Origin of the sequence: Curtobacterium sp. MCPF17_046 (genome assembly GCF_003224295.1) — a bacterium.
Taxonomy (GTDB): domain Bacteria; phylum Actinomycetota; class Actinomycetes; order Actinomycetales; family Microbacteriaceae; genus Curtobacterium.
Window position 1 is genome coordinate 87057 of the sequence record NZ_QKLB01000005.1, and the last position, 26717, is coordinate 113773.

At 71.4% G+C, this 26717-nt stretch carries 21 protein-coding genes; 9 read left to right on the forward strand and 12 right to left on the reverse strand.

Features of this window, described 5'->3' with window-relative positions; genetic code table 11:
* Positions 1–11: 11 nt before the first annotated feature.
* The 3 genes from DEJ32_RS06465 to valS all read right to left on the reverse strand — a co-directional run bounded on the left by DEJ32_RS06465 (position 12) and on the right by valS (position 3648).
* A complete protein-coding gene (locus tag DEJ32_RS06465; protein ID WP_110900691.1) occupies positions 12–593 on the reverse strand; it encodes a TetR/AcrR family transcriptional regulator in 582 nt (193 codons plus the stop codon).
* A 102-nt stretch (positions 594–695) separates the two neighbouring features.
* A complete protein-coding gene (locus DEJ32_RS06470) occupies positions 696–947 on the reverse strand; it encodes a hypothetical protein (RefSeq protein ID WP_110900692.1) in 252 nt (83 codons plus the stop codon).
* Between the two features lie 103 nt (positions 948–1050).
* Complete coding sequence (valS, locus tag DEJ32_RS06475) at positions 1051–3648, reverse strand: valine--tRNA ligase (RefSeq protein ID WP_258368914.1); 2598 nt, start codon at positions 3646–3648, stop codon at positions 1051–1053.
* A gap of 217 nt (positions 3649–3865) precedes the next feature.
* Here valS and proP point away from each other — a divergent pair, with 217 nt between their 5' ends.
* The gene (gene proP, locus DEJ32_RS06480; RefSeq protein WP_258368355.1) at positions 3866–5446 is read left to right on the forward strand and encodes a glycine betaine/L-proline transporter ProP; all 1581 of its coding nucleotides are present in this window, start codon (positions 3866–3868) and stop codon (positions 5444–5446) included.
* Between the two features lie 115 nt (positions 5447–5561).
* Here the strand turns inward: proP and DEJ32_RS06485 are convergent, their stop codons facing one another.
* The 4 genes from DEJ32_RS06485 to DEJ32_RS06500 form a co-directional block, all read right to left on the reverse strand.
* Positions 5562–7223 carry an ABC transporter ATP-binding protein gene (locus DEJ32_RS06485; protein ID WP_181420600.1) on the reverse strand — a complete coding sequence of 554 codons (1662 nt, stop codon included), beginning with the start codon at positions 7221–7223 and terminating at the stop codon, positions 5562–5564.
* Positions 7220–8176, reverse strand: coding sequence for an ABC transporter permease (locus tag DEJ32_RS06490; protein WP_258368915.1), 957 nt, complete (start codon positions 8174–8176; stop codon positions 7220–7222). The genes DEJ32_RS06485 and DEJ32_RS06490 overlap by 4 nt, the downstream gene beginning before the upstream one ends.
* On the reverse strand, positions 8173–9093 hold the full coding sequence (locus DEJ32_RS06495) for an ABC transporter permease (RefSeq protein ID WP_258368916.1): 921 nt from the start codon (positions 9091–9093) through the stop codon (positions 8173–8175). The genes DEJ32_RS06490 and DEJ32_RS06495 overlap by 4 nt, the downstream gene beginning before the upstream one ends.
* A 137-nt stretch (positions 9094–9230) precedes the next feature.
* A complete protein-coding gene (locus tag DEJ32_RS06500; protein WP_110900696.1) occupies positions 9231–10880 on the reverse strand; it encodes an ABC transporter substrate-binding protein in 1650 nt (549 codons plus the stop codon).
* A 31-nt stretch (positions 10881–10911) separates the two neighbouring features.
* Here DEJ32_RS06500 and DEJ32_RS06505 point away from each other — a divergent pair, with 31 nt between their 5' ends.
* The gene (locus tag DEJ32_RS06505) at positions 10912–11511 is read left to right on the forward strand and encodes a TetR/AcrR family transcriptional regulator (RefSeq protein ID WP_110900697.1); all 600 of its coding nucleotides are present in this window, start codon (positions 10912–10914) and stop codon (positions 11509–11511) included.
* A 234-nt stretch (positions 11512–11745) separates the two neighbouring features.
* Positions 11746–12543 carry a hypothetical protein gene (locus DEJ32_RS06510; RefSeq protein WP_110900698.1) on the forward strand — a complete coding sequence of 266 codons (798 nt, stop codon included), beginning with the start codon at positions 11746–11748 and terminating at the stop codon, positions 12541–12543.
* A 12-nt stretch (positions 12544–12555) separates the two neighbouring features.
* Here the strand turns inward: DEJ32_RS06510 and DEJ32_RS06515 are convergent, their stop codons facing one another.
* Positions 12556–13623, reverse strand: coding sequence for a cation diffusion facilitator family transporter (locus DEJ32_RS06515; RefSeq protein WP_110900699.1), 1068 nt, complete (start codon positions 13621–13623; stop codon positions 12556–12558).
* 251 nt (positions 13624–13874) lie between these two features.
* Between DEJ32_RS06515 and ileS the strand changes: the two genes are divergently transcribed.
* From ileS to ndk, 4 genes are read left to right on the forward strand one after another with little or no spacing between them, the layout of a single operon-like run.
* Complete coding sequence (gene ileS / locus DEJ32_RS06520; protein WP_110900700.1) at positions 13875–17132, forward strand: isoleucine--tRNA ligase; 3258 nt, start codon at positions 13875–13877, stop codon at positions 17130–17132.
* Positions 17129–18586 (forward strand): folylpolyglutamate synthase/dihydrofolate synthase family protein, encoded by a 1458-nt coding sequence (locus tag DEJ32_RS06525; RefSeq protein WP_110900701.1) that lies wholly within the window; start codon positions 17129–17131, stop codon positions 18584–18586. The genes ileS and DEJ32_RS06525 overlap by 4 nt, the downstream gene beginning before the upstream one ends.
* Positions 18583–18999, forward strand: a complete 417-nt coding sequence (locus DEJ32_RS06530; RefSeq protein ID WP_110900702.1) for a DUF4233 domain-containing protein — start codon at positions 18583–18585, stop codon at positions 18997–18999. Before DEJ32_RS06525 ends, DEJ32_RS06530 begins: the two co-directional genes overlap by 4 nt.
* A 33-nt stretch (positions 19000–19032) precedes the next feature.
* Complete coding sequence (gene ndk / locus DEJ32_RS06535; protein ID WP_110823828.1) at positions 19033–19452, forward strand: nucleoside-diphosphate kinase; 420 nt, start codon at positions 19033–19035, stop codon at positions 19450–19452.
* Positions 19453–19550: 98 nt separating this feature from the next.
* Here the strand turns inward: ndk and DEJ32_RS06540 are convergent, their stop codons facing one another.
* Positions 19551–20417, reverse strand: coding sequence for a thioredoxin domain-containing protein (locus tag DEJ32_RS06540; protein WP_110900703.1), 867 nt, complete (start codon positions 20415–20417; stop codon positions 19551–19553).
* A gap of 248 nt (positions 20418–20665) precedes the next feature.
* Here DEJ32_RS06540 and DEJ32_RS06545 point away from each other — a divergent pair, with 248 nt between their 5' ends.
* Positions 20666–21634: a phosphotransferase gene (locus DEJ32_RS06545; protein ID WP_220032996.1), complete on the forward strand. Its 969-nt coding sequence runs from the start codon at positions 20666–20668 to the stop codon at positions 21632–21634.
* Positions 21635–22066: 432 nt separating this feature from the next.
* Here DEJ32_RS06545 and DEJ32_RS06550 read toward each other — a convergent pair whose 3' ends face one another.
* From DEJ32_RS06550 to DEJ32_RS06560, 3 genes are all read right to left on the reverse strand, one after another.
* The gene (locus DEJ32_RS06550; protein ID WP_110900704.1) at positions 22067–22270 is read right to left on the reverse strand and encodes a hypothetical protein; all 204 of its coding nucleotides are present in this window, start codon (positions 22268–22270) and stop codon (positions 22067–22069) included.
* Positions 22271–22292: 22 nt separating this feature from the next.
* Positions 22293–22508: a hypothetical protein gene (locus tag DEJ32_RS06555; protein ID WP_110900705.1), complete on the reverse strand. Its 216-nt coding sequence runs from the start codon at positions 22506–22508 to the stop codon at positions 22293–22295.
* A gap of 102 nt (positions 22509–22610) precedes the next feature.
* The gene (locus DEJ32_RS06560; protein ID WP_110823830.1) at positions 22611–23216 is read right to left on the reverse strand and encodes a vitamin K epoxide reductase family protein; all 606 of its coding nucleotides are present in this window, start codon (positions 23214–23216) and stop codon (positions 22611–22613) included.
* A 324-nt stretch (positions 23217–23540) separates the two neighbouring features.
* Between DEJ32_RS06560 and DEJ32_RS06565 the strand changes: the two genes are divergently transcribed.
* Positions 23541–26717, forward strand: a complete 3177-nt coding sequence (locus tag DEJ32_RS06565; RefSeq protein ID WP_110900706.1) for an Rne/Rng family ribonuclease — start codon at positions 23541–23543, stop codon at positions 26715–26717.

Consider the following 26717-nt stretch of genomic DNA (forward strand, 5'->3'; position numbering starts at 1 on the left):
ACCGACCCGTGTCAGGGCGTGGCGGCGTCGATGAGGACCGCGGCTGCGCGCCGGGCGTGGACGGCAGCGTCCGGGGTGCCGGCGATCGCGGCGGTCGTCTGTGCCCCTTCGGCGAGGAGTGCGAGCTGCGCGGCGAGCTCCTCGGCGCGCTCGACGTCGGGGACGGCCTGCACGGCGAGTTCGCTGACGTAGCGCTGGAACGACTCCTTGTGCTCCCGGGCGATGACCGCGATGGCCGGCGAGGTCGCGCCGAGCTCGCCGAACGCGTTGATGAACCCGCATCCGCGGAACGTGTCGTCACCGAACCACGACTCGAGGAAGTCGTAGACGGCGAGCATCTTCGCGCGCGGGCCCTCCGCGGAGTCGACGGCCGCGCGGATGCCCCGCTCCCAGAGCCCGTGCCGCCCGGTCAGGACGGCGGCGACGAGCTGGTCCTTGCCGGGGAACGCGGCGTAGAGCTTCTTCAGCGAGACCCCGGCGGTCGTCCGGATCTCGTCCATGCCGACGGACTGGATGCCGCGCGCGTAGAACAGCGCATCGGCGGTGTCGACGATCCGTGCCGTCGTCTCCGGCTCGACCGTGCTCGTGGCCATGCGCACTCCGTCCGTCCACTGTCCGCCGGCCGGGCCCCGCGCCGGGAACGCTGGTTCTCCACTGTACGCCGCGGACGGTTCCCCCTGGGCTCCGCGTTCCCGTCAGTCTTCCGAACCCGCGTCGTCCGGGTCCGTCACCTGCGCGTGACCGAGCGGGTCGAGGTGGATCGACGTCCCGTCGTCCAGCTCGACCACGGGCTTGCCCTCCAGGAAGGTGAGCGTCCAGCGCCACGTCGACGCGTCGACCGATTGCGCCGCCAGGTCCTCCTCGACGCTGCCGACCGCGACGATCATCGTCTCGGGCAGCCGCGCGGGCGGCTCCGCACCGACGCTCCATCTCGTGCCCAACTGCATGTGTGCCTCCAGTCCGTGGGTGGCGGGGACGCAGGACGCCCCGCCCGTGTCTCCACGGTAACGGGGCGTCCTCGGTGTCCGGGTCGCGGCCCGGGTGCTCCGGCTAGGCCGAGGGCTGCTCGGCCAGCTCGATCTCGGTGACCGCGAACTCGTCGCCGTCCACGAAGGCGAGGTCCTGGATGCGGCCGACGGCCGCCAGGTCCACGGCCGCGCGCTCCACCAGTTCGCGGAGGCCCGCGGGCGCCTGCACGACGGCCCGGGTGACGGGCGTCTTCTGGGACGCCTTCGCGGCCGTCTTCGCACCGCGGATGCCGATGAGCGCCTGCCCGACGGCAGCGAGCAGCCCGGTCTCGGCCTGGTCGACCGGCAGGTCGGCCCGCGTCGGCCAGGAGGCCCGGTGCACGCTGGTCTCGTGGGTCCAGGCCCAGACCTCCTCCGTCGCGTACGGGAGGAACGGGGCGAGCAGACGGAGCAGGACGTCGATCGCGCCCCGGAGCGCGAGCACCGCGCTCGCCTGGGTCTCGTGGGTCGCGTCCGCAGCGGTGCCGTAGGCACGCTCCTTGACGAGCTCGAGGTAGTCGTCGCAGAAGGTCCAGAAGAACCGCTCAGTGATCTCGAGCGCACGGGCGTGGTCGTACGCCTCGAACGCGGCCGTCGCCTGGTCGACGACGGTGCCGAGCGCGGCGAGCATGTCGACGTCGAGCGCCTCCGTCACCCGGTGGGCGCCGGTGGGCAGCTCGAAGCCGTAGACGAACTTCGCCGCGTTGAGCACCTTGATCGCGAGACGACGGCCGACCTTGATCTGCTTCGGGTTCTGCGGGTCGAAGGCCGCGTCGGTCCCGAGCTTCGACGAGGCCGCCCAGTACCGGACCGCGTCCGCCCCGTGCTGCTCGAGGATCGACAGCGGCGTGACGACGTTGCCCTTCGACTTCGACATCTTCTTGCGGTCGGGGTCGACGATGAAGCCGGAGATCGAGGCGTTCGTCCACGGCACCACGTCGGCCTCGAGCTGGCTGCGGAGCACGGTCGTGAACAGCCACGTCCGGATGATGTCCTGCGCCTGCGGGCGGACGTCGTACGGGTACACCAGGCCGTAGAGCTCCGGGTCGGTCTCCCACTTGCCGGCGAGCTGCGGCGTGAGGGACGAGGTCGCCCAGGTGTCCATCACGTCGAGCTCGCCCTGGAAGCCACCGGCGACACCGCGCTGCGACTCGTCGTACCCGGGGGCCGGGTCGGACGACGGGTCGACGGGCAGCTGCGCCTCGGTCGGGACGATCGGCTGGTCGAAGACCGGGTTGCCGTCGGCGTCGAGCGGGTACCAGACCGGGATCGGCACGCCGAAGAAGCGCTGGCGGGAGATGAGCCAGTCGCCGGACAGGCCACCGACCCAGTTCTCGTACCGGACCTTCATGAAGTCGGGGTGGAACGCGATCTGGTTCCCCCGCTCGAGCAGGGTCGCCTTGAGCTGCTCGTCGCGGGCCCCGTTGACGATGTACCACTGGCGGGTGGAGACGATCTCGAGCGGCTTGTCGCCCTTCTCGAAGAACTTGACCGGGTGGTTGATCGTCTTCACGTCGCCGACGAGCTCGCCGGACGCGGTGAGGGCGTCCACGACGACCTTCTTGGCGGAGAACACCGTCTTGCCGGCCATCTCGGCGTAGAGCGCCCGGCCCTCGGTGGACTCGATCCACGCCGGCTCCTCGGAACGGATACGGCCGTCGAACCCGATCACGGAGCGGTTCGGCAGCTGCAGCTCGCGCCACCACACGACGTCGGTGGTGTCGCCGAACGTGCAGATCATCGCGATGCCGGCGCCCTTGTCCTTCTGCGCGAGGTGGTGCGCGAGCACCGGGACCTCGACGTCGAACAGCGGGGAGCGGACGGTCGTGCCGAACAGGTCCTGGAAGCGCTCGTCGTCCGGGTGCGCGACGAGGGCGACACACGCCGGCAGGAGCTCGGGGCGGGTGGTCTGGATGACGACGTCACCGCTGCCGTCGGACTTGTGGAAGGCGAGGCCGTGGTACGCGCCCGGCATCTCCTTGTCCTCGAGCTCCGCCTGGGCGACCGCGGTGCGGAACGTCACGTCCCACAGGGTCGGGGCGTCGGCCTGGTAGGCCTCGCCGCGCTCGAGGTTGCGGAGGAAGGCGCGCTGGGCGCTCGCGCGGGAGGTCGCGTCGATCGTGCGGTACGACTGCGTCCAGTCGACCGACAGCCCGAGGGTGCGGAAGAGCTCCTCGAACTGCTGCTCGTCCTGGACGGTCAGCTGGTCGCAGAGCTCGATGAAGTTGCGACGCGAGATCGGCAGCTGGTCGGCGGCCTTGCTCGACTTCCCGTCGCCGCCCTCGAACGGCGGCGTGAAGTCGGGGTCGTAGGGGAGCGACGGGTCGCACCGGACGCCGTAGTAGTTCTGCACGCGACGCTCGGTGGGGAGCCCGTTGTCGTCCCAGCCCATCGGGTAGAACACGTGCTTGCCGCGCATGCGCTCGTACCGGGCCTTGAGGTCGGTGTGCGTGTACGAGAACACGTGCCCGATGTGCAGCGAACCCGAGGCGGTCGGCGGCGGGGTGTCGATCGAGTAGACGGCGGACCGGTCACCGGCGGCGGCGCGGTCGAACCGGTAGGTGCCGTCCTGCTCCCACTGCGGTCCCCAGACCTGCTCGAGTCCGTCCACCGATGGCTTGTCGGGCATGGGCTTGGTCATGGCTGCGCCTTCCGTTCGTATGTGCGGCACCGAGTCCGTGATGAGGTGCCTGAGTGTCCCCGCGCTCGACGGGGTCCCTCCAGCGTAGTGGTCGCCCCGTCGCCACGAGCCCGACTGGTAGGCTTCCGGGGTTTGTCCGGCGAGCGCGGCTCGCAGGTCGCCAGTGTCGCCGCCTCGTCGGACGCCCGAAGGACGCACAGCACACCGGAGGAACGACTTGCCAGCGAACGACACACCGACGCAGCCGCACGGGGACCGCCCATTGCGGACGAAGGGCGCCGCCAAGCGCGCCCGGCGGAAGCTCACCGAGGACGACGTCACCGTCGTCGAGGAGTCGCTGCTCAAGCGTGCCGTCGCCGCGGCGGCGCTCGGCAACGCGATGGAGTGGTTCGACTTCGGCATCTTCGCCTACCTGACCGTCACCATCTCGAAGGTGTTCCTGCCGGCGGGCGACCCGACCTCGAACCTGGTCGCCACGTTCGGCTTCTTCGCCGCCGCGTTCATCGTCCGCCCGATCGGTGGCGCGGTGTTCGGCCCGATCGGCGACAAGATCGGCCGGCAGAAGGTCCTCGCGCTGACGATGATCCTGATGGCCGCGGGCACGCTGATGATCGGCCTGATCCCGTCCTACGACACGATCGGCTTCTGGGCGCCGGTGCTGCTGCTCGTCGCGCGGTTCGTGCAGGGCTTCTCGACGGGTGGTGAGTACGGCGGTGCCGCGACGTTCATCGCGGAGTACTCGCCCGACAAGCGCCGCGGCTTCATGGGCTCGTGGCTCGAGTTCGGCACGCTCGCCGGCTACGTGCTCGGCGCCTCGATCGTCACGGTCCTGCAGTACGCGATGCCCGAGGACGCCCTGCTGAGCTGGGGCTGGCGCATCCCGTTCATCGTGGCCGGGCCGCTCGGCCTCATCGGGCTGTACCTGCGGCTCAAGCTGGAGGAGACCCCGGCGTTCCAGAAGCAGCAGGAGCAGGCTGCCGAGCGCGAGTCGCAGAAGACCCCGTTCCTCAAGCTCTTCGCCGAGAACTGGCGCTCGCTCATCGTCTGCATCGGCCTCGTCCTGGTCTTCAACGTGACCGACTACATGCTCCTGTCGTACATGCCGACCTACCTCGAGACGAACCTCGGGCAGAACGCCACGTTCGGCCTCATCCTCATCGTCATCGTGATGATCCTCATGATGGTCGTCATCACGTTCGGCGGACGGCTGTCGGACCGGTTCGGTCGTCGCCCCGTGCTCGCCGCGGGATGCATCGGGTTCATCCTGCTGTCCTGGCCGGCGCTGAAGCTCGTGCAGACCGGCACCGGCCCCGGCGTCTTCGCCGGTTTGCTCATCCTCGGTCTGGTCCTCGTGACGTTCACGTCGACCATGCCGTCGACGCTCCCGGCGCTGTTCCCGACGATCATCCGCTACGGCGCGCTGGCCATCGCGTTCAACGTGTCGGTCTCCCTCTTCGGTGGCACGACGCCGCTGGCGACGCAGGCGCTCATCGCCGGGGCGAAGGACGCCGGCTTCGGCTGGGCCGAGGACATCCCGGCCTTCTACCTCATGCTCGCCGCCCTGATCGGGCTGGTCGCCGTGTACTTCACGAAGGAGACCGCGAGCTCACCGCTCATGGGCTCCGGCCCGACGGTTGCCCACGAGGACGAGGTCGCCGACGTCATCGCGGAGTACGACGACCCGACCTCGGAGCTCGCGCAGTCCGACTGGGCGAAGGACTTCTCGACGAGCCAGTTCCCGGTCATCCCTGAGGACGGCGGCGGGGCGAGCCAGGAGCAGGCACCCGCCGGTTCCTGACCCGCCGACCACCCGGCCGGGAGGCCCGTCCTGCGTCCGCAGGGCGGGCCTCCCTCGCGGATCGTCCTCTGCCCCTGACGAGTCGGGGCGGTCCCGGCCGCTCCGGGAGCCCGGGTCAGGCGGGCTCGGTCGGGCCGGCGGTGAGCCGTTCGGCGGCGCGGACGAGTCGCTCGGTGACCGGATGGGTCGGACGGGCGAGGACCTCGTCGGCGGGACCGGACTCGACAACAGTGCCGTCGTGCACGACGAGCACGTCGTCGGCCAGGCGACGGACGGCCCGGAGGTCGTGCGACACGAACACCATCGCGACACCGGTCTCGTCCCGGAGCCGTTCGAGCAGTGTCAGCACGGCGTCCTGCACGGTCGCGTCGAGGGCGGTGACGGGCTCGTCGAGCACCATCACCTCGGGCTCGGTCGCGAGGGCCCGGGCGATCGCGAGCCGCTGCCGCTGCCCGCCGGACAGGGTGCGCGGGGAGCGACGCCGGAGCGCGGGGTCGAGCCCGACCTGCCGGAGCGCCGTCGCCACCCGGTCGCCGAGGGGTCCGGTCGCGCGCCGAGCCCGGCCGCCGGTGAGCGCGTCCGCGAGGACCCGGTCGACGTCCCACCGTTCGTCGAACGTCGCGCCGGGGTCCTGTACGACCGCGGCGATCCGCGGGCGACGATGGCGACGGTCCCGTTCGGGCAGCGGCGCCCAGGGCTCGCCGCCGAGGGCGACCGTGCCGTCGTCGGGGGTTTCGAGCCCGAGGAGCATCCGCGCCACGGTCGTCTTGCCGGAACCCGAGGCCCCGACGATGCCGAGCACCCGACCACGGTCGACCCGGAGCGACACCTCGCGGACCGCCGGGACCTCGGCGTAGGTCCGGCGGAGTGCATGCGCCGCGAGCACAGGGGTCTCGACGGGACGGACGGCAGCTGCGGCGTCGGCGACGCCTGCGGCCCCGACGTCGGCACCGCGGACGCCGGCGGTCGGACCGCCGCGCAGGGGGCCGTCAGCCGTCCGCGCCGCCCGGACGAGTGCGCGCGTCGCCTCGTGCCGGGGTGAACCGAGCACGTCCGCGGTCCGCCCGTCCTCGACGACCCGTCCGCCGTGCATCACGACGACCCGGTCGGCCCACCCCGCGACGAGGCCGAGGTCGTGCGTCACGACGAGCACCCCGGTGCCGCGCAGCTGCGCCGCGCGGAGCTGCTCCATCACGGTGAGGGCGATGCCGGCGTCGAGCGCGGTCGTCGGCTCGTCGGCGACGAGCAGCCCGGGGTCCGCGATCGTGGCCGCGGCGATGAGCGCACGCTGCCGCATCCCGCCGGACAGTGTCCCGGCTGTGCGCCCCTCCGTGGCGAGCGCGGGGTCGAGTCCGACCGCCTCGAGCGCCGCTCTCACGGCGTCGACACGCTCGCGAGCGGTCAGGTCGGTGTGCAGCCGGAGTGCGTCGGCCACCTCCCGCCCGACGGGACGGAGCGGGTCCAGGGCGCCGAGGGCCTCCTGGCCGACGTAGCCGACGAGGCGTCCCCGGACGTCGCGCCACCGCCGATCGGACAACGCGCGGACATCGCGCCCGGCGAGCACGAGCCGGCGGGCGCCGATGCGGACGCCGTCCGCGGAGAGCCCGAGCGCAGCCCGGACGGTGACCGACTTGCCGGAACCGGAGGCGCCGACCAGGGCGACCAGCTCACCCGGGGCGACGTGGAGGTCGACGTCCTCGACGAGCGTCGTCGTCCCGACGGTGGCAGCGAGCCCCGCGACGTCGAGGACGGGCTCGGCGGTCCCGGCGCTGCTCACCGAGCATCCCCACGTCGGCGGAGCGCCCGACCGAGCACCGTCACCGCGGTCGCGAGGACGACGATCGCGAGGCCCGGGAACGTGCTCATCCACGGGGCCGTCTGCAGGTAGGTGCGGCCATCGGCGAGCATGGCGCCCCACTCCGGCGCGGGTGGCGGTGTCCCGACGCCGAGGTAGCTCAGGGCTGATGCCCACACCACCGCCTGACCGATGCCGAGCGTGCCGACGGCGACGATCGGCCAGAGGGCGGCGGGCAGCACGTGGCGGAACACGATCGCGGCGGGGGAGCGGCCGAGGAGCACGGCGGTCTCGACCACCTGCGACGCCCGCGCGGTCCGGACCAGCCCCCGCACGATCCGGGCGTACCCCGGCGCGGTCGCGAACCCGACGGCGAGCATGGCCGGCACCGGACCCGGGCCGGTCACCGCGATGACGACGAGCGCGACGAGCAGCAGCGGCAGCGCGAAGGCGACCTCGGTCACCCGACCGACGACTGCGTCGACCACCCGTCCACCGAGCCCGGCCAGGACGCCGAGCAGCACGCCGGTCACGCCGCCGACGAGCGTGGCGACGACGCCGACCAGGAGCGACGCCCGGGTCCCGGCGACCACCCGCGCCAGGACGTCCCGGCCCGACTCGTCGGTGCCGAACGGACGACCCGGGCCTGGTGGCAAGAGGGCCTCGGCCGGGGAGACCGCCAGCGGGTGCGCGCCGCCGAGCAGCGCCGGCCACAGGGCGGCGACCACCGCGACCGCCACCACGGCGGCCGCGATGGTGCCTGCCGGCCCGAGCGTCCCCCCACGGAATCGCTCGGACCGGCGTCCGGCGCGTGCGCCGGACGTCTCGGACGGCCTGGTCGGCGTGCCGCCGGACCTGCCGTCGGGGTCGGTGCCGGGTCCGGGAGCGACCGGCTCGGTGCCGGACGGGAGGCCCGGGTCGAGGATGCCGCTCACCGTGCCTCCGCCTCGCCGCCGCGCGGGTCGACTGCGCGCTCGACGAGGTCGGCCACGGCGAGCACGACGACGTACGCCGCCGCCGACACGAGCGCGATCCCTGCGACGAGCGGCATGTCCCGCTGCGTCACCGCGGTCACCAGCGCCCGGCCGATCCCGGGGAGCGCGAACACCGACTCGACGACGACGGCCCCGGACACGAGCGACCCGAAGGCCCAGGCGGACAGGGCGATCCCGGGGAGTGCGGCGTGCCGGAGCAGATGGCGACCGAACAGACCGGCGCGGGACTCCCCACGACCCCTTGCGGCCAGCGCGAAGGCGGACCGTTGCGCGTCCACCACGCCGTCGCGGATCGTCTCGGCCAGGTACCCGGCGACCGGCACCGCGACGACGAGCACGGGCAGGACCCAGCCGCGCAGCGTGCCGTCGCTCACGGCGGGCACCCACCCCAGGGAGCTGGCGAACACCACGATGAGCACGCTGCCGAGCCAGAAGTGCGGCATCACGCTGGCGGTGACGGCCAGGCCGGTGGTCAGCAGCGCCGCTGTCCGGCCTCGTTGCGTCGACCACCACGCGGCCACGACCGCCAGCAGCCAGGCGACCCCGAGCCCGGCGACCGCGAGGGTCAGCGTCACGGGCAACTCCTGCGCGAGGAGCGTCGACACCGGCGTCCGGAAGGCGTACGAGTCCCCGAGCTGCCCCGTCGCCAGACGACTGAGGAACACCAGGTACTGCACGAGGACGGGCTGGTCGAGCCCGTACTCGGACCGCACCAGGGCCACCGCCTCGGCCGACGCCTGCGACCCCGGCCCGCCGAGGATCGCGAGGGCGGGGTCCCCCGGGATGAGACGGATCGCGACGAACACGATCGTGGCGACCGCCCAGAGCACCCCGATGCCGCCGAGGACGCGGCGCACCGTCCATCGCACCCAACCCGCACGGGCGGGTTGGCGTGCCGGACGGGCACCGGACCTCTCCCCACCGGCACGGCCTGTCGGCCGCTGGCTCGTCCGCCGGGAACCGGCGGCGTGGGCCCAGATGCGACGCAAGGAGATCAGCGCGCGATCCACGCCGTGCCGAACCACGGCGTCGAGACCGACGTGGTCGAGATGCCGTGGACGGCCGAGCGGTACAGGAAGTGGTTCTGCTGGTCGTAGAGCGGCAGGACCGTCCGGCTCTCGAGGATCGTCCGCTGTGCCTGCTCGACCAGGTCCGCTCGCTCGTTCGCGTCCGAGGTCTGCGACGCCTTCTCGAGCAACTCGTCGAGGGCCGGGTCGTCGAGCTGCGCGAGGTTCGCGAAGTAGCCCGACGGTGCCGGGGTGATCGAGGCGGAGTCGTACAGGATGCGGAGGACGTCCGGGCCGACCTTCGTGTACGGGGCGCTGACGACGTCGTACTGGTTCTCCGCGAGTGCCGCGTACCAGCTCGACAGGTCGAGTTCCTGCAGCCGGACCTCGATGCCGACCTCGGCCTCGGACGCCTGGATCTGCTGGAACAGGCTGCGCTCGGCGGGGACGGACTGGTTCGTCGACACCGGGAACGTGACGGTCAGGGTCTTCCCGTCCTTCTCGCGGACGCCGTCGCTGTTGGTCTTCCAGCCGGCCTCGTCGAGCAGACGCTTCGCCTCGGCCGGGTCGTACGCGAACAACGACTCGTCCGAGTACGACGTCGGCTCGACGCTCGACAGCACGGAGTACGAGCGCTTCGCGGTGCCGAGGAAGAGCGACCGCAGGCCCGGGTCGATCTCGGCCGCCGCGATGAACGCCTCGCGGACGGACTCGTCGCGGAAGACGCCGTGGCCCGAGTTCAACTCGAGACGGTTCGACGCACCCGGGCGGGGAGCGTCGAGGTCGCGGATGCTGCCCTTCGCCGAGGCTGCCTTGAGCTGGTCGGGCTGGGCGTTGTCGATGACGTCGACCTGGCCGGACTGCAGGGCCGCGTACCGCGAGGTCGAGTCGGGCAGGAACCGCCAGGTGAGTCCGTCCAGGCGCGGCTCGGTGGACGACCCGGCGAGCGGCGTGTACGCCGTGTTCCGTTCGAGCGTGACGCGGTCGCCGTGCTTCCACCCGGTGACCGCGAAGGGGCCGGTGCCGACAGGGGACTCGCAGTTCGTCGCCTGCTTCCGCTGGAGCGCCTTCGGGGACTCCATGCCGACCCACGGCTGCGAGAACGACTCGAGCAGTGCGGCGTCGGGACGGCTGAGGGACAGCGTCACCGTGTGGTCGTCGGTGGCGGTCGCCTTCTCGATCGACTGCAGGGCGAGGTACCCGGTGCTCGAGGCCGTGGCCGGGTCCTGCACGTGCTCGATGTTCGCGACCACGGCCGCGGCGTCGAAGGGGGTGCCGTCGGTGAAGGTGACGTCGTCGCGGAGCGTGAACGTCAGGGTCTTCCCGTCGTCGCTCGTCGTCCACTTCTCGGCGAGCTCGGGCGTCGGCCGCCCGTCGTCGAGCCCGACCAGTTCCTCGATGTACTGCGTCGCCAGCAGCGCCTGCGGGTAGTTGCCGCCGACGTGCGGGTCCAGGCAGGTCGGCTCGGCGTCGCCGGAGGCGTAGGTGAGCGTGCCGCCGCTGACGGGCGTGCTGCTGTCCCCGGCGGCACCGGCGCCGGAGCACGCGGTGACGGCCAGGAGGATCGTGGCCGCGCCGGCGACGCCGGTCACGATGCGCCGCAGCGCCGGGCTTTTCTGTACTGGGTCCAAGATCATGGCTGGCCGAGTCTAGCGCTTTACTGGAGGCATGGACGAACCGATCCGCCGCGGTGGGCGACCGCGCCGCTCGAGCGCCGAGGTGCTCGCGGACGCCGCCGCCGAGCTCTTCCTGGAGCAGGGCTACGGACGGACCACGGTGGACCAGATCGCCGCCCGTGCCGGGGTGAGTCGGGCCACCTTCTTCAACTACTTCACCGCCAAGTCCGACGTCATGTGGCTCGACCTCGACGCAGCGGTCGCCGACCTGCCGCGGCACCTGGCGTCCTCGACCGAGTCGAGCGCCGTCCGTGCCGTCGAGGAGGCCCTGCTCGCCGCCGCCCGGGCGCACGACCCGGAGCGCGTGCCCTGGGCGATCGCGCAGGCCGAGGTGATGGACGTCGGCGACGGACTCGTCGCGAGCGTCGCCACCCGGGTGACCGCGCAGCACCAGGCGGTCGCGTCCTTCGTCGCCGGTCGGACCGGGGAGCACGCGGGGTCGCTCTGGCCGCAGACCGTGGCGGGCGCGATGCTCGGTGCCGCCGCCGCGGCGTTCGGGGTGTGGGTGCGGGACGGCGTCGCGCGACGGCCGCTCGTCGAGTACGTCGGCGCCGCGCTGACGCCCGTGGTCGCGGGGCTCGACGCGCGCTGACGGCGCCGGTCTGGCCGCACCGGTCCGCTGTCGCCGGTCCGGCCGTGCCGGAGCGAGGTGCCGGTCCGGCACGGCCGGGTCGAGGCGGCAGACGGCAGACGGCAGACGGCAGGCGGTAGGCGGTAGGCCGACCCTGGCCGGGCCGGGCCGGAGCACCGGTCTGCCCGCCCCGGTCCGCTGGTAGGTTCGGGATGCGCCGTCCGAGGGGGACGGCCACCGACATCAGGGGGACCCGTGTCCGACACACCCGATCAGCAGCCGTCGTCGTCCGGACCGGGTCCGGATCCGGACCACACCGGAGGGCCGGACGGTCTGTCGGACCGTGGGCAGGGCCTCCCGGCCGACCAGGGCCAGGTGCCCCCGGCACCGCAGTGGACCGGCGGGCGGGACGCGCGCACCGGGGCTCCGCAGGATCCGGCACCCCCGGCGCCGCAGGTGCCCGGGCAGCAGCAGGTCCCCGGCGGCCCGCAGCAGGTCCCCGGGCAGCAGTACCCGGGCGGCCCGCAGCAGGTCCCCGGGCAGCAGTACCCGGCCGGCCCGCAGCAGCCCTGGCAGGGTCCGGGCGCCCCGGTCGCGCAGCCCGGCGGCGCCGCCGCGTTCGGGACCCAGCCCCCGCAGCAGTCCCGGGGTCGCCGAGCGCTCGTCACCATCGCGGGCATCCTGGCGTTCGTCATCGCCGCCGCGCTGGTCCGCTGGGGCTTCGCCTCGTTCGGTGGTCCGTCCAAGCAGGAGCTCGTCGACGAGGGTGTCGCGAAGATCTCCGAGCAGACCACGTTCCCGCGGCAGGTCGACGAGATCACGACCTGGACCGGGGTCGAGGCCGAGGACGAGGCCATCCACTACCGCTACCGGGTGGACGCCGACCCGGCCGCCGTCTCCGAACGCACGATCCGTGACTCGGTGCTGTCGAACCTCTGCTCGACGGGCGCGACCCGCGACATCCTCGAGGAGGACATCGCGATGCGGTACTCCTACGTCTTCACCGGCTCTGACCAGACCGTCGACCTGGAGTTCACGAACGACGACTGCTGACCGTCCCGGGGGTCAGGCGCGGAGCGTGCCGGCGCCGCCGGACGCCACGTCCTCGACCGTGCCGTCCCGGACCACGTCCGGGATGTCGTCGCTCGTCGGCCGCAGGACCGGGGCGCCCGGCACGGACAGCGTGAGCACCGCCTCCTCGACGTACTGGCTCTGCTCCAGCGAGTCCTCGATCCGGCGGAGCCGAGCGGCCACGTGCTCCTCGGTGTCGTTGCCGACGAGGTCGACCGCGGCGACGAGGTAGACGCGGGACGGTCCGACGAACTCGAGGTGCAGGTAGCTCACGCTCTCCACCTGCTCCCGGGCGAGCAGCTCGACGAGCACGGCGTTCTCGAGCTCCGGGGACGTGCTCTCCCCGAGCAGGAACCGGCGGTTGCGGTCGATGAGGACGATCGCGACCACCCCGAGCAGCAGCCCGACGGCGATGGACCCGATCGCGTCGAACACGGCGAGCCCGGTGACCTGGTGCAGGAGGACCCCGAGGAACGCGATGACCAGGCCGACCAGGGCGGCGGCGTCCTCGGCGAACACGGCCCGGAGCGTCGGGTTCGAGGACTGCAGCACGTGGCGGAGGACCGGGACCCGTCGCTTCGTCGCGGCGCCGCGGGCCTGCCGGAACGCCTGCAGGAAGCTCGTGCCTTCGAGACAGAACGACACCGCGAGCACGATGTAGTTGAGGGTGACGTCCTCGGCCGGGCCGGTGTCCCCGAGCTCGCCGATGCCGTGCGTGATGGAGACGATCGCGCCCGCGGTGAAGAGCCCGAACGCGGCGAACATCGACCAGATGTACGTCTCGCGGCCGTAGCCGAGCGGGTGCCGTGCGTCGCGCTTCCGGGCACCCCGCCGTTCCGCGACGAGCAGGAACACCTCGTTGCCGGTGTCCGCCCACGAGTGCGCGGCTTCGGCGACCATCGACGCCGAGCCCGACACGAGGGCGGCGACCGACTTCGCGATCGCGACGAGCAGGTTCGCCCCGAAGGCGATGAGGACGGTGAGCAGCGACTCGGGCTTCTGCTGCGAGGACGAGGCGTCCGGAGCGGTCTCCGGGGCCTCGGGGGACGACGACGAGGGCATCGCTCCAGCATGCTCCCGTCCGGTAGAGTCGGTCCCACAGGCATCGATCCGGCCATCACCGGGGAGCCTCCCGGAAGAACACGGCACCGACGGGGTCGTCACTAGAACCGGGCGGGTTCGGGACCGACACCACCCCGACGCAGAGTGGTCACGAGCAGGCGTTGCGCGCCGGTCCGTGGCAAGCGAGGTGGTACCGCGGAGCGCAGGCTCCGTCCTCGTGGTCCAGTTCCACCGACCTCCAGGAGCCTCCCGTGCGGTACCCGCTGAACTCCGAACCCGACGGCGTGACCCCGTCCCCGTCCTTCCCCGCGGTCGAGGACGGCATCCTCGCCTTCTGGAAGGGCGACGACACCTTCCGTGCCTCCATCGCCCAGCGCGAGGGCTGCGACGAGTGGACCTTCTACGACGGCCCGCCGTTCGCCAACGGCCTGCCGCACTACGGCCACCTGCTGACCGGGTACGCGAAGGACGTCTTCCCGCGCTACCAGACCATGCGTGGCAAGCAGGTGCACCGCCGCTTCGGGTGGGACACCCACGGTCTGCCCGCCGAGCTCGAGGCGATGCGGCAGCTCGGCATCACCGAGAAGCACGAGATCGACGCCATGGGCATCGACGTCTTCAACGCAGCCGCCAAGCAGTCCGTCCTGCAGTACACCGACGAGTGGCAGCAGTACGTCACCCGCCAGGCGCGCTGGGTCGACTTCGAGGACGACTACAAGACGCTCGACGTCACGTACATGGAGAGCGTCCTCTGGGCCTGGAAGACGCTGTGGGACAAGGGCCTGGCGTACGAGGGCTTCCGCGTCCTGCCGTACTGCTGGAACGACCAGACCCCGCTGTCGAACCACGAGCTCCGCATGGACGACGACGTCTACAAGATGCGTCAGGACCAGTCCGTCACGGTCGCGTTCCCGCTGACCGGTGCGCGTGCGGAGGAGCTCGGGCTGACCGGCGTCCGCGCCCTCGCCTGGACGACCACCCCCTGGACGCTGCCGACCAACGCCGCGCTCGCGGTCGGTCCGGCGATCGCGTACGCGGTCCTGCCGGCCGGGCCGGGAGGCGCGGCTGACGGTGGCGCCGCCGGTTCCGCGACGTACCTGCTCGCGTCCGACACGGTCGCCGCGCACGCGAAGGACCTCGGCTACGCCTCGGCGGAGGAGGCCGTCGACGCCGTCAGCCGGACGATCGAGGGCCGGGAGCTCGACGGCGTCACCTACGAGCGCCTGTTCGACTTCCTGTCGGAGACCGAGGGCATGGAGAACGGCTGGAAGGTCCTCGTCGCCGAGTACGTCGAGACGGGCGAGGGCACCGGCATCGTGCACCAGGCCCCGGCCTACGGTGCCGACGACCAGGAGGTCTGCGCGGCCGCGGGCATCCCCGTGGTGCTCTCCCTCGACGAGGGCGGCCTGTTCACGTCGCAGTTCGGCGAGGTCGCCGGCATGCTCTGGTCCGACGCGAACAAGCCGCTGACGAAGGCCGTCCGTGACGCCGGCCGGCTCCTCCGCCAGGCGTCGTACGAGCACAGCTACCCGCACTGCTGGCGCTGCCGCAAGCCCCTCATCTACAAGGCCGTCTCGTCGTGGTTCGTCCGCGTCACCGAGTTCCGCGACCGCATGGGCGAGCTGAACCAGGACATCACCTGGGTGCCGGACAACGTGAAGGACGGCCAGTTCGGCAAGTGGGTCGGCAACGCCATCGACTGGTCGGTCTCGCGCAACCGGTACTTCGGCACGCCGATCCCGGTGTGGGTGTCCGACGACCCGGAGTACCCGCGTCAGGACGTCTACGGCTCGCTCGAGGAGATCGAGCGCGACTTCGACCGCCTGCCCCGCAACGCCGAGGGCGAGGTCGACCTGCACCGGCCGTTCATCGACGAGCTGACGCGGCCGAACCCGGACGACCCCACGGGGCGGTCGACCATGCGCCGCATCACCGACGTGTTCGACGTCTGGTTCGACTCCGGCTCGATGCCGTACGCCCAGGTGCACTACCCGTTCGAGAACCGGGAGTGGTTCGACACCCACAGCCCGGCCGACTTCATCGTCGAGTACATCGGGCAGACCCGCGGTTGGTTCTACGTCATGCACGCGCTCTCGACCGCGCTGTTCGACCGTCCGGCGTTCACCAACGTCATCAGCCACGGCATCGTCCTCGGCTCCGACGGGCAGAAGATGTCGAAGAGCCTGCGGAACTACCCGGACGTGTCCGAGGTGTTCCACCGCGACGGCGCCGACGCGATGCGCTGGTTCCTCATGTCGTCGTCGGTGATCCGCGGCGGCAACCTCGTCGTCACCGAGGAGGGCATCCGACAGGGCGTCCGCGAGTTCCTCCTGCCGCTGTGGTCGACGTACTACTTCTTCACCCTCTACGCCAACGCGTCGGGGGAATCGGGGTACCAGGCGAGCCGCAGCACCGCGAGCACCGACGTGCTCGACCGGTACCTGCTCGCGAAGACCCGTGTGCTCGTCGCCGACGTCACGACGCACCTCGACGCGCTCGACACCCCGCTGGCCGCGCAGGCGATCCGCGACTTCGCCGACGTGCTCACCAACTGGTACGTCCGGCGGTCGCGGGACAAGTTCTGGGCCGGCGCGGAGTCCTCCCCGGAGGCCCGTGCCGCGTTCGACACGCTGTTCACGGTCCTCGAGACGCTCGCCCGGGTGGCGGCGCCGCTGGCACCGCTCGTGACCGAGGAGGTCTGGAAGGGCCTGACCGGTGACCGCAGCGTGCACCTGACCGACTGGCCGTCGGCCGACGAGTTCCCCGCCGACGACGCCCTCGTCGCGGCCATGGACCGTGTGCGGGACGTCGCGTCGAAGGGCCTCGCGCTCCGGAAGGCGACCGGCAAGCGCGTCCGCCTGCCCCTCGCCACGCTGACCCTCGTCGTGCCGGACACCGCGGCCGTCGAGCCGTTCGCGGACATCCTCCGCGACGAGCTCAACGTCAAGCGCGTCGTGCTCGAGCAGCAGGCCGAGGAGTCCCTGTCGCAGTACGGCATCGAGCGGAAGCTCACCGTCAACGCCCGCGCTGCCGGCCCCCGCATCGGCAAGGCCGTGCAGCAGGTCATCCCGGCCGCCAAGCGGGGCGACTGGACCGCGACCGAGACCGGCGTGACCGTCGGCGGCATCGACCTCGTCGAGGGCGAGTTCACGCTCGACCTCACCGTGGCCGACACGTCGAAGGCGGTGGCGTTCCTCGACGGCGGCGGGTTCGTCGTCCTCGACACCGTCACCACGCCGGAGCTCGAGGCCGAGGGCATCGCCCGCGACGTCGTCCGCGCCGTGCAGCAGGCCCGACGCGACGCCGGTCTCGACGTCGGTGACCGCATCGTCCTGACGCTCCATGCGGACGAGACGGCAGCAGCCGCGGTCGGCGTGCACGAGACGCTCATCGCGAACGAGACCCTCGCCGGCGGAGTACAGGTCGTGCCCACGACGTTCGATCAGGACGAGGACACCGTCGCGGTCGGCGACGGAGCGAAGGTGACCGTGGAGGTCCAGCGCGCATGAGCGACAGCAACGAGTACGAGGTCCCGGCGGAGGACGCGGACGGGATCGAGATCCCCGTCGGTCCGGCGGGGGACACCGCTCTCGGCGAGGTACTGCCGTACGGCGGGGACGACGACGAGGTCCGGCGGGTCGAAGCGGCGCTCATGGCCCGGATCGGGGAGCAGGCACCCGAACGGCGTCTGACCGCGACCCGTCGTGCCGTCGAGCTCCTGGGCGACCCGCACCTGGCGTACCCGGTCATCCACATCACCGGCACGAACGGCAAGACGTCGACCGCCCGGATGACCGAGAGCATCGTCCGCGCCCACGGGCTCCGCACCGGACTCATGACGAGCCCGCACCTCGTCTCGATCCGGGAGCGCATCGTCATCGACGGCGAGCCGATCGAGCCGAGCCGGTTCGTCGAGAACTGGGATGACATCACCCCGATCCTCGAGATGACCGACGCCGAGCTCACCGCGAAGGGCGAGCAGCCGCTGACGTTCTTCGAGGCGTTGACCGTGCTGGCGCTCGCGTGCTTCGCCGAGGCACCCGTCGACGTGGCCGTGATCGAGGTCGGCATGGGCGGCGAGTGGGACTCCACCAACGTCGTGCAGAGCCAGGTGCAGGTGTTCACCCCGATCGCCATCGACCACGCGAAGCAGCTCGGCAGCACCGTCGCCGAGATCGCCCGCACGAAGTCGGGCATCGTCAAGCCGTCCTCGTCGATCGTCTCGAGCGCGCAGTCGCCCGATGCGCTCGCCGAGCTCGAGCGCGCGGCCGAACTCACCGAGTCGACCCTCGCGGTCGAGGGGTCGGCGTTCCGGGTCACGAGCGACACCCCGGCCGTCGGCGGGCAGCTCGTCAGCGTGCAGGGCATCGCCGGCACGTACGACGACCTGTTCGTGCCGCTGTTCGGCGCGCACCAGGCGCACAACGCGGCCGTCGCGATCGCCGCGGTCGAGTCGTTCCTCGGCCGCGGCAGCCAGGCCCTCGACGAGGACGTCCTCAGCGAGGGCCTCTCGAACGCGACGAGTCCGGGCCGCCTGCAGCCGATCGCGACCGGGCCGACCGTCGTGGTCGACGCCGCGCACAACCCGCACGGAGCCAAGGCCCTCGCCGACGCGCTGCCGGTGGCGTTCCCGTCGGAGCACGTCGTCGGCGTCGTCGGGATCCTCCGCGACAAGGACGCCCGCGGGTTCGTCCGTGCGCTCAAGGAGACCGTCGCGACCTTCGTCGTGACGCAGCCGCCGGGGGAGCGTGCACTGGACGCGGACGAGTTCGCCCGGGTCGTCGTCGACGAGGTCGGCAACGACCGGGTCGTCGTCGAGCCGTCGCTCGCCGGCGCCCTGCAGGAGGCCCGCGACCTGGCCGACGACGCGGACGCCGAGGACGCCATGGTCCTCGTCGCCGGGTCGATCGTCATGGTGGGCGCGGTCATGGACCTGGTGCACCAGGAAGGCGGGACGAAGTGACGGACGCAGGGCGTGCCTCCCGGCCGCCGCGCGCTCCGCGGGTGCGGCACCCGCGTCGTGACCGCGGAGCCCGCGAGAGCCTGCTGTCGATCACGCTCGGCCTCGAGGCGTTCATGTTCTTCTTCCCGATGCTCGTCGTCTACGGCAAGCACACGCTGCCGGCCGCCGTCGCCTTCGGCGGGGGCATCGCGGCGATCATCGTGCTCCTCCTCGCGTCCCGGATGACCGGTTCCCGGGCCGGTGTAGGGTTCGGGTGGCTGCTGCAGGCGGCCATCCTCGCCACCGGGTTCATCGAGCCCTTCATGGTCGTGGTGGGCCTGGTGTTCCTGGCGTTGTGGGTCTTCTGCTTCGTCAAGGGCGGTCAGCTCGACCGGCAGAACGCCGCCCGTCGCGCCGCACTCGGCGAGGACTGATCCATCCCACCTCGAACCGCAGGGAGTCCCGCTGTGTCCGAACTCGAAGAGACCCTCGTCCTCGTCAAGCCCGACGGCGTCGCCCGCCAGCTCACCGGTGAGATCCTCCGCCGGATCGAGGCGAAGGGCTACGAGATCGTCGACCTGAAGATGCTGACCGCGCCGCGCGAGCTGCTCGACAGCCACTACGAGGAGCACCAGGGCAAGCCGTTCTTCGAGCCGCTCGTGGAGTTCATGCAGTCCGGCCCGCTCGTCGCCGTGCGCGTCGCGGGCAACGGCGTCATCGCCGGTTTCCGCTCGCTCGCCGGCACCACCGACCCGACCTCGGCCGCCCCCGGCACCATCCGCGGTGACCTCGGTCGCGACTGGGGTCTCAAGGTCCAGCAGAACCTCGTGCACGGCTCCGACTCGGCCGAGTCCGCCGCCCGCGAGCTCGGGCTCTGGTTCGCCTGATCCGACTGACCTGTCCCGGTCGGACGGTGTCCGACCGGGACGACGACGGCCCCCGCACTCCTCGGAGTGCGGGGGCCGTCCTCGTACCGGCGCTCGGGTTACTTCGCGGACGCGCCGTTCGCCTCGACGAAGGCGGCGAACGCCTGGGCGTCGGCCCACGAGTTCGTGCCCTGGCCGTTGTACTGCTTGCCGTTGACGATGACGGTCGGGGTGCCCGTCAGCTTCGGCAGGTCGGAGTTCGGCAGCGGCTCGGTGAGCGCGCGGTTCGTGGCGTCGGCGACCCAGCCCGCGAACTCCTGGTCGGTGATGCAGGGTTCGACCTTCTCGTTCGTCGCGCCGGCCTTCTCCGCGATGTCGGCCAGCTTGTCGTTGCTCAGCCCGCGGGTGTTCTCCGACGGCTGGTTCTCGTAGAACGCGCTGTTGACGTCGAGGAAGGCCTCCGGGTCGTAGTTCGCGACGCAGGCCGCGGCGGCGGCGGAGCGGGTCGAGTACTTCGAACCGAGCGAGGCGCGGTCGAGCAGGTTGAACGGGTGCACCTCAAGCGTGGCCGTGCCGTCCTGGACCCACTGCTTGATCTGGTCCATGTTCCCGGTCTCGAACTGGTTGCAGATCGGGCACATGTAGTCCTCGTACACGGTGATGTTCGTGACCGAGTCGTCCTGCTTCGTCGGCGTCGGCTCCCCGCCCTCGGGAATGGCCTTCGTCTCGACGGGCACGATCTTGCCGCTCTCGCCGGTGAGGACGATGCCGTCGCTCGCCATGTTCTTCGGGCCCGGGCCGACGGGCTGGATCGAGTTCGCGATCACGAGCACGACGACCGCGACGACCGCGAGCGACCCGACGATGATCGCGCTGATCGTCAGCGTCTTGTTCCGACGCCGGCGGGCCTGCTCCTTCTGGCGGGCCTCGCGGGCACGCTCGCGCGCAGCGTTCCGGCGCGCCTTCTTGCTCTCGTTGTCGCTCATCGGGAACGAGCGTAATGCCCGCGGGCGTCGGGACCGGGCCCTGGCGCTGGGAAGCACCCCGGAATCCGGTGACACGTCATCTCATCGACCGCTGCTGACAGCCTTCCACCAACTCGTCGGGTCACGAAGAAGCCAGACGCGGGGCACGGAACGGCGGCACGATCGACAACGGTCCTGTGAAGCGAGGCAAGATCGTGTGGGGTGGCGGGCTCGGCGCTCGTCTCGTGATGCAGATGCAAGGGGGACCGATGACGATCGAGATGTTGTGGGAGCAGGACGATCCGGATGCGGTGCTCCGGGACCGTTTCGGGTTCGCGAGCGCTGAGGCCGTGGGCGACTGGGTCACCTCAGTGGTCGAGCGCCAGTGGGGTCTTCGTGTCGAGTCGCCCGAGCGGGTCGTGATGAGCGACCGCAACGCCCTCGCGTGGGTGCGCAGAGGCGACGAACGTCTCCTGCTGAAGTGGTCGGTCGCACCTGACCGGTTCGAACGGCTCACGTTCGCCGCCGAGCTCACTGCGTGGCTCGGAACACTCGGATTGCCCGTGTCGGCGCCGGTCCCGACACTCGCGGGTGAGGTGCAGGTGACGAGCGCTGGCATCTCGATGGGATTGCAACGCGTCATCGACGGCGGCCACCTCGACGTCGACGACGCCGATCAGGTCCGTGCAGCGGGAGCGACGCTCGCGCGGCTGCACGATGCGCTGCGCGAGTGCCCACTGCGCAGCTCGCGACCGGAGGTCCTGTCCGTGCCGGCACCCCTCACCGAGCAGATCGCGGGCTGGGTCACTTCCGACCCGTCGACGCTGTCCCCGGAGGCCCGAGACGTCCTCGGGCAGCTGCTCGAACGAGCACCTGCGGACCTGCCGCCCGTACAGATCGTGCAGGGTGACTACCGCGCCGCGAACATCCTGTGCGCAGGCACCGCTGTCGTCGGCGTCCTCGACTTCGAGGAGCTCCGACTCGACCATCGGATCGGCGAGCTCGCTCGTTCAGCGGTCATGCTCGGGACGCTCTTCCGCGACTGGGAGCCCGTTCCCGAGTCCGTCCGACAGCAGTTCCTGGATGGCTACCAGTCGGTCCGAGCCCTCACGGACGAGGAACTCCACTGGTGGCCGGTCCTCGTGCTCTGGTACTCCCTGGCACTCGTGCCTCCCGGGGACGACCCCAACGGCTGGGGTCGAGCAGCGACCGAGGTACTCGAGCACACGGCGAGGTAGGAGAATGCCGTCACGACAGTCGACGGCCATCAGACGACGAAGCGAGGGGCGACCGACTCTGCCACTCCGGATGGCGATGAGTTGCAGCAGCCGCGAAGTGCGGGGCGCGCTCGCGTCCGGAGTCGCCCTACTCCCGAAGGCGCTGACGGACGGGTAGCGCAATGGCACGCTTGGCTGGCACCTGTGGCAGGTGAACCTCGCGGCTCACTGGTCATCGCCACAGCACGCCAAGATGTGCCCACACTTCTGCAGTCAGTGGTGGCCGGGCTTCCACGGGCCTCGATCACGAACCTCGACGGCGAGTCAGCGGTCGTCACGCAACGAGCCGGCATCCTTGTTCCTCGCGCCGGGGTCCTCACGCTGAGCTCGGAACAGGCTCGGGCGTCCCGTTGACCGATGGGCTACCGGAGAAAGCCGGTCAGGAGGGCCAGCTCACCGATCGCCCTTCGGCTTGCGGAGTGCGAAGCGCCACAACCCGACTCCGGCACTGAGCCACAGGATGCCCAGGGCCGTGCTGAGCAAGACCAGCACTGTATCGACGTCGGGGCGAGTCAGACGCACGACCGACGTCGCGACGAAGACGACTCCGAAGACAAGCCCGATGGACCCCAGCACCTTTGCACTCACGACGTCCACGTGGCGAACCTATCGCTCGCGGTCAGAGAAACGGGAGCACAACGAGCATTCCGCCGACGAGGAGCGCGACACCACCAGCCACGATCACCCCCGCTGCGAGGACCGAGACCGTGCCGGTCAGGATCGCCAGCAGGCCGCTCAAGCCCGCGACCTGCCCGACCGCTGTGCTGGTCCGAACGCTCCGAGATCCACGGGCAAAGAGCTCCTCCATGTCCCTGGGGCCGTCGTCGGTGTGCACTCGCCGAGCATCGCACACGTGCTCGAGCGGCGTTGAAGGACCGGCTCAGCCACACATCGATGGCAGTCAGACGACGTGCTCGGCGAATGACCCCTGCGGGCGTCAGAGCGTCGTCAGCACCGTCGGGAACTTCACGAGGATCACCACGACGATGAACAGGTAGTTCGCCAGCGGGAACGCCCAGCAGAAGGGCAGCAGCGCGCGTCCGACGCGACGGGCCCCGTCACCGAAGGGCAGGTTCCCCTTCGCGAGGTTCCAGATCGTCAACACCCAGAACATCGGGATCGTCATCGCCCAGACGAGCATGCACCAGGGGCAGAGGTAGCCAATGAACCAGACGGTCTGCGTGAACAGCCAGGTGACGAAGACCCAGGCCAGGAACACGCCCGCGTTGAAGACCGTCCAGAACCACCTCGTCCCGCGGAAGCCCGCGAGGAGCACCACGCCGACGGCGATCGGGGCGACGAAGCCCATGAGCCCGAGCAGCGGGTTCGGGAACCCGAAGAGGTGTCCCTGTGCGCTGGCCATCACGTTCGAACAGTTCACGAACGGGCTGACGTCGCAGGACAGGACGGCCTTCGGGTTCTCGTACTTCTCGAACTCGTCGAGGACCAGTCGGAACGCCGCGTACAGCCCGACCACGCCGGTGACGAGCAGCAGGATCGCGACGGCGACGGGGCGGCGGGGAGCGACAGGCGTGGAACTCACGGCGTCATCTTCGCACGGGGCTCCCGACGTTCTCCGTGACCGCGTGCGATGATGGGGGAGTCACCCGGCCGATCCGGGCGACGACGAGAACTTGCCGGGCCACCGCCCGGACGTGATGGTGCTGTGAGAGAGCACCGTGACCGGACGACGCGTCACCTCCGACGCCGAGCCGCCGTGAGCCGGGTGCCCACGACGACGGACGCGGAGAAGACGGACCGGTCACGCAACAGCAGCGAGCGCGGGGGCGGAGTCGCCGCCCGCACCGAAACGAGAGAATTCCCGCCACCCACCGGGTGCGTGCGGGGTCGAGGAGTGCACCAGTCCATGGTGGATCAGAACGAGAACCAGAACCAGAACACCGACGACGCGCCGAAGCGCCGGACCCGCCTCTTCGGCGGCCGTCGCGCCCGGTCGGGCGGCCTGGAGGCCCACGAGCCGTCCGACGTCGCAGCGGACGCCGTCGACACGGACGGTCCCGACGCCGCGGCTGACGACGCCGCGGAGACGGTCGACGTCGCCGAGACGGTCGACGTCGCCGAGACGGTCGACGTCGTCGACGGCGCGGACGTCATCGACACCGCCGACGTGACGGACACGGCCGAGGCGGACGTCGAGCAGACGTCCGAGGCCGACGAGCTCGTGCTCGACACTGCCACCGGTCCCGTGCCCGTCGCGGTCGACACGTCCTCGGGTGCGGGCACCGCGCCCGACGACGTCAGCACCCTCACCGGGGACGCCACCGTCGCGGACACAGCCGGCACAGCCGCGCAGGACGAGACGGCTGCGCAGGACGAGACGGCCGCGCAGGACGAGACCGTCGGCCAGGACGACACGGTGGCCGGTCCGGACGGGACCGGTTCCGCACCGACCGCCGGCGCGGTGGACGCGGGCGACGAGGCGGACGCGGAGCGGGCCTCCCGTCCGGACCGGACCGGCGAGACGGCCGAGCCGACGCCCGCCGAACCGTTCGTCCCGAAGGCCACGAGCACGCTCAGCCTGATCTTCCACGCCCCGGTGCTGCCCGACCTGCCGGCCCGCCCCGAGCGCGACCGCTCCGGCCGCGACCGGTACGAGCGCAGTGAGCGTCCGGAGCGCGGCGGCCGCGGTGACCGCCACGACCGCGCGGACCGTTTCGACCGCGACGACCGGGACGACCGCCCCGAGCGGACGGAACGCCGGGACCGGAGCGACCGCTGGGACGACGAGGACCGTGACGAGCAGGGTGGCGGCCGTCGTCGCACCCGCCGACGGGGGAGCAGCAGCGACCGTGAGCAGGCCGAACCCCGCCGCCGCGAGCCGGAACTCATCACCGAGCCGCAGCGCATCAAGGGCTCGACCCGCCTCGAGGCGAAGAAGCAGCGTCGTCGCGACGGCCGTGACGCCGGGCGCCGCCGCCAGGTCGTGACCGAGGACGAGTTCCTCGCCCGTCGCGAGAGCGTCGACCGGCAGATGATCGTCCGGTCGAGCTCCTCCACGATCGAAATCGGCGTGCTCGAGGACAACGTCCTCGCCGAGCACTACGTCACGAAGTCGCAGAACGTCTCGCTCATCGGGAACGTCTACCTCGGCAAGGTGCAGAACGTCCTGCCGTCGATGGAGGCCGCCTTCGTCGACATCGGCCGCGGCCGCAACGCCGTGCTCTACGCCGGCGAGGTCGACTGGAACTCGGTCGACACCAGCCACGGTCGTCGCATCGAGGCCGCCCTCAAGCCGGGCGACAAGGTCCTCGTGCAGGTGACGAAGGACCCGGTCGGCCACAAGGGCGCCCGCCTCACCAGCCAGGTGTCGCTGCCGGGCCGCTACCTGGTCTACGTGCCGAACGGCTCGATGAACGGGATCTCCCGCAAGCTGCCGGACACCGAGCGTGCCCGTCTCAAGAAGATCCTCAAGGAGGTCCTGCCCGAGCACGCCGGCGTCATCGTGCGCACCGCCGCCGAGGGTGCGACCGAAGACCAGCTGACCCGCGACGTGCAGCGCCTCACCAGCCAGTGGGAGGCCATCGAGAAGAAGGTGCAGAACGGGCAGGCCCCGGTCATGCTGCACTCCGAGCCCGACCTGCTCGTCAAGATCGTGCGCGACGTCTTCAACGAGGACTTCACGAAGCTCATCATCGACGGCGAGTCCGCCCGCCAGACGATCGACGAGTACCTCACCGCCGTGGCGCCGGACCTCAAGGACCGCGTCGAGCTCTACGACGGGCCGGACTCGTTCGAGGAGTACCGGCTCAACGAGCAGATCGAGAAGGCGCTCGACCGCAAGGTCTGGCTGCCCTCCGGTGGGTCGCTCGTGATCGACCGCACCGAGGCCATGACGGTCGTGGACGTCAACACGGGCAAGTTCGTCGGCTCCGGGGGCAACCTCGAGGAGACGGTCACGAAGAACAACCTCGAGGCCGCCGAGGAGATCGTCCGTCAGCTCCGCCTGCGCGACATCGGCGGGATCATCGTCGTGGACTTCATCGACATGGTGCTCGAGGAGAACCGCGACCTGGTCCTCCGTCGCCTCGTCGAGTGCCTGAGCCGCGACCGGACGAAGCACCAGGTGGCGGAGGTCACCTCGCTCGGCCTCGTGCAGATGACCCGCAAGAAGATCGGCGTGGGCCTGCGCGAGTCGCTCGACGAGGTGAACGCGAAGGTCAACGACAACAACGCCGACCCCGGTCCGACCAAGGGGCGCCGCAAGGCGCGCAGCGGCAGCGGCAGCGGCAACGGCAACGGGTCGAACGGCGGCAACGCCACGACCGAGCAGAAGTCGTCGGCACACCAGATCACCGACGACGTGAAGCACGCGCTGTCCCGGATCGCTGCGTCCACCATCACGCACGACGAGTCCGGTGCGCCGCTGACCGGCATCGCCGCGACGGTGTCGCCGGCGTCCCCGGTGTCGGTCGCGTCGCCGACCTCGCCGGTCGCCCCCGCGGCGGAGACGCCGGCCGAGTCGACGGGCGGGTCGAAGCGGCGCCGTCGTCGCGGGAGCCGAGCCGGGGATCTGCAGCAGGCACCGGCGCAGCAGGCTCCGGTCGCCGAGCAGGCGTCGACGCTGGAGACGCCCGCGCCCGAGGCCGTCCTGCCCGGTACGACGGCCGGCGCCGACACGACCGACACGCAGCCGGAGGTCCCGGCCCCCGCGGAGCAGCCCGTCGCGCCGGCACCGGTCGCACAGCAGCCCGCCGTGTCCGAGCCGGCTCCCCAGGCCGCACCGAAGGAACGCCCCGCGGGTCGTCGTCGGGTCAGCTCGTCGGCCGCGATCACGCCGGCCGACACCACGGTCGCCATCCTCGACATCCCGGTCGGGGTCGCCAAGCGCGAGCCGCGACGGGTGAGCGAGGAGGCCGCGGAGTCGCTGCTCGACTCGGTGCTGCAGGCGCTCCCGGAGCCGAAGCAGCCCGGTCAGGGTCGTTCCCGCTCGCGTCGCGTGTCCTCGGGCAGCATCAGCGCACCGGCCAGCCCCGCCGGGACCGACGGCACCGAGGACGACGGCACCGTCATCGTCGGACGGTGA

What these genes read in the sequence shown, in the direction of transcription:
- DEJ32_RS06515 (WP_110900699.1), bottom strand. Translation starts at nt 13,623, where the DNA reads ATGCCCTCGTCGTCGTCCCCCGAGGCCCCGGAGACCGCTCCGGACGCC.
- DEJ32_RS06545 (WP_220032996.1), top strand. Translation starts at nt 20,666, where the DNA reads ATGACGATCGAGATGTTGTGGGAGCAGGACGATCCGGATGCGGTGCTC.
- DEJ32_RS06470 (WP_110900692.1), bottom strand. Translation starts at nt 947, where the DNA reads ATGCAGTTGGGCACGAGATGGAGCGTCGGTGCGGAGCCGCCCGCGCGG.
- DEJ32_RS06565 (WP_110900706.1), top strand. Translation starts at nt 23,541, where the DNA reads ATGGTGGATCAGAACGAGAACCAGAACCAGAACACCGACGACGCGCCG.
- DEJ32_RS06465 (WP_110900691.1), bottom strand. Translation starts at nt 593, where the DNA reads ATGGCCACGAGCACGGTCGAGCCGGAGACGACGGCACGGATCGTCGAC.
- DEJ32_RS06540 (WP_110900703.1), bottom strand. Translation starts at nt 20,417, where the DNA reads ATGAGCGACAACGAGAGCAAGAAGGCGCGCCGGAACGCTGCGCGCGAG.
- valS (WP_258368914.1), bottom strand. Translation starts at nt 3,648, where the DNA reads ATGACCAAGCCCATGCCCGACAAGCCATCGGTGGACGGACTCGAGCAG.
- DEJ32_RS06525 (WP_110900701.1), top strand. Translation starts at nt 17,129, where the DNA reads ATGAGCGACAGCAACGAGTACGAGGTCCCGGCGGAGGACGCGGACGGG.
- DEJ32_RS06505 (WP_110900697.1), top strand. Translation starts at nt 10,912, where the DNA reads ATGGACGAACCGATCCGCCGCGGTGGGCGACCGCGCCGCTCGAGCGCC.
- DEJ32_RS06500 (WP_110900696.1), bottom strand. Translation starts at nt 10,880, where the DNA reads ATGATCTTGGACCCAGTACAGAAAAGCCCGGCGCTGCGGCGCATCGTG.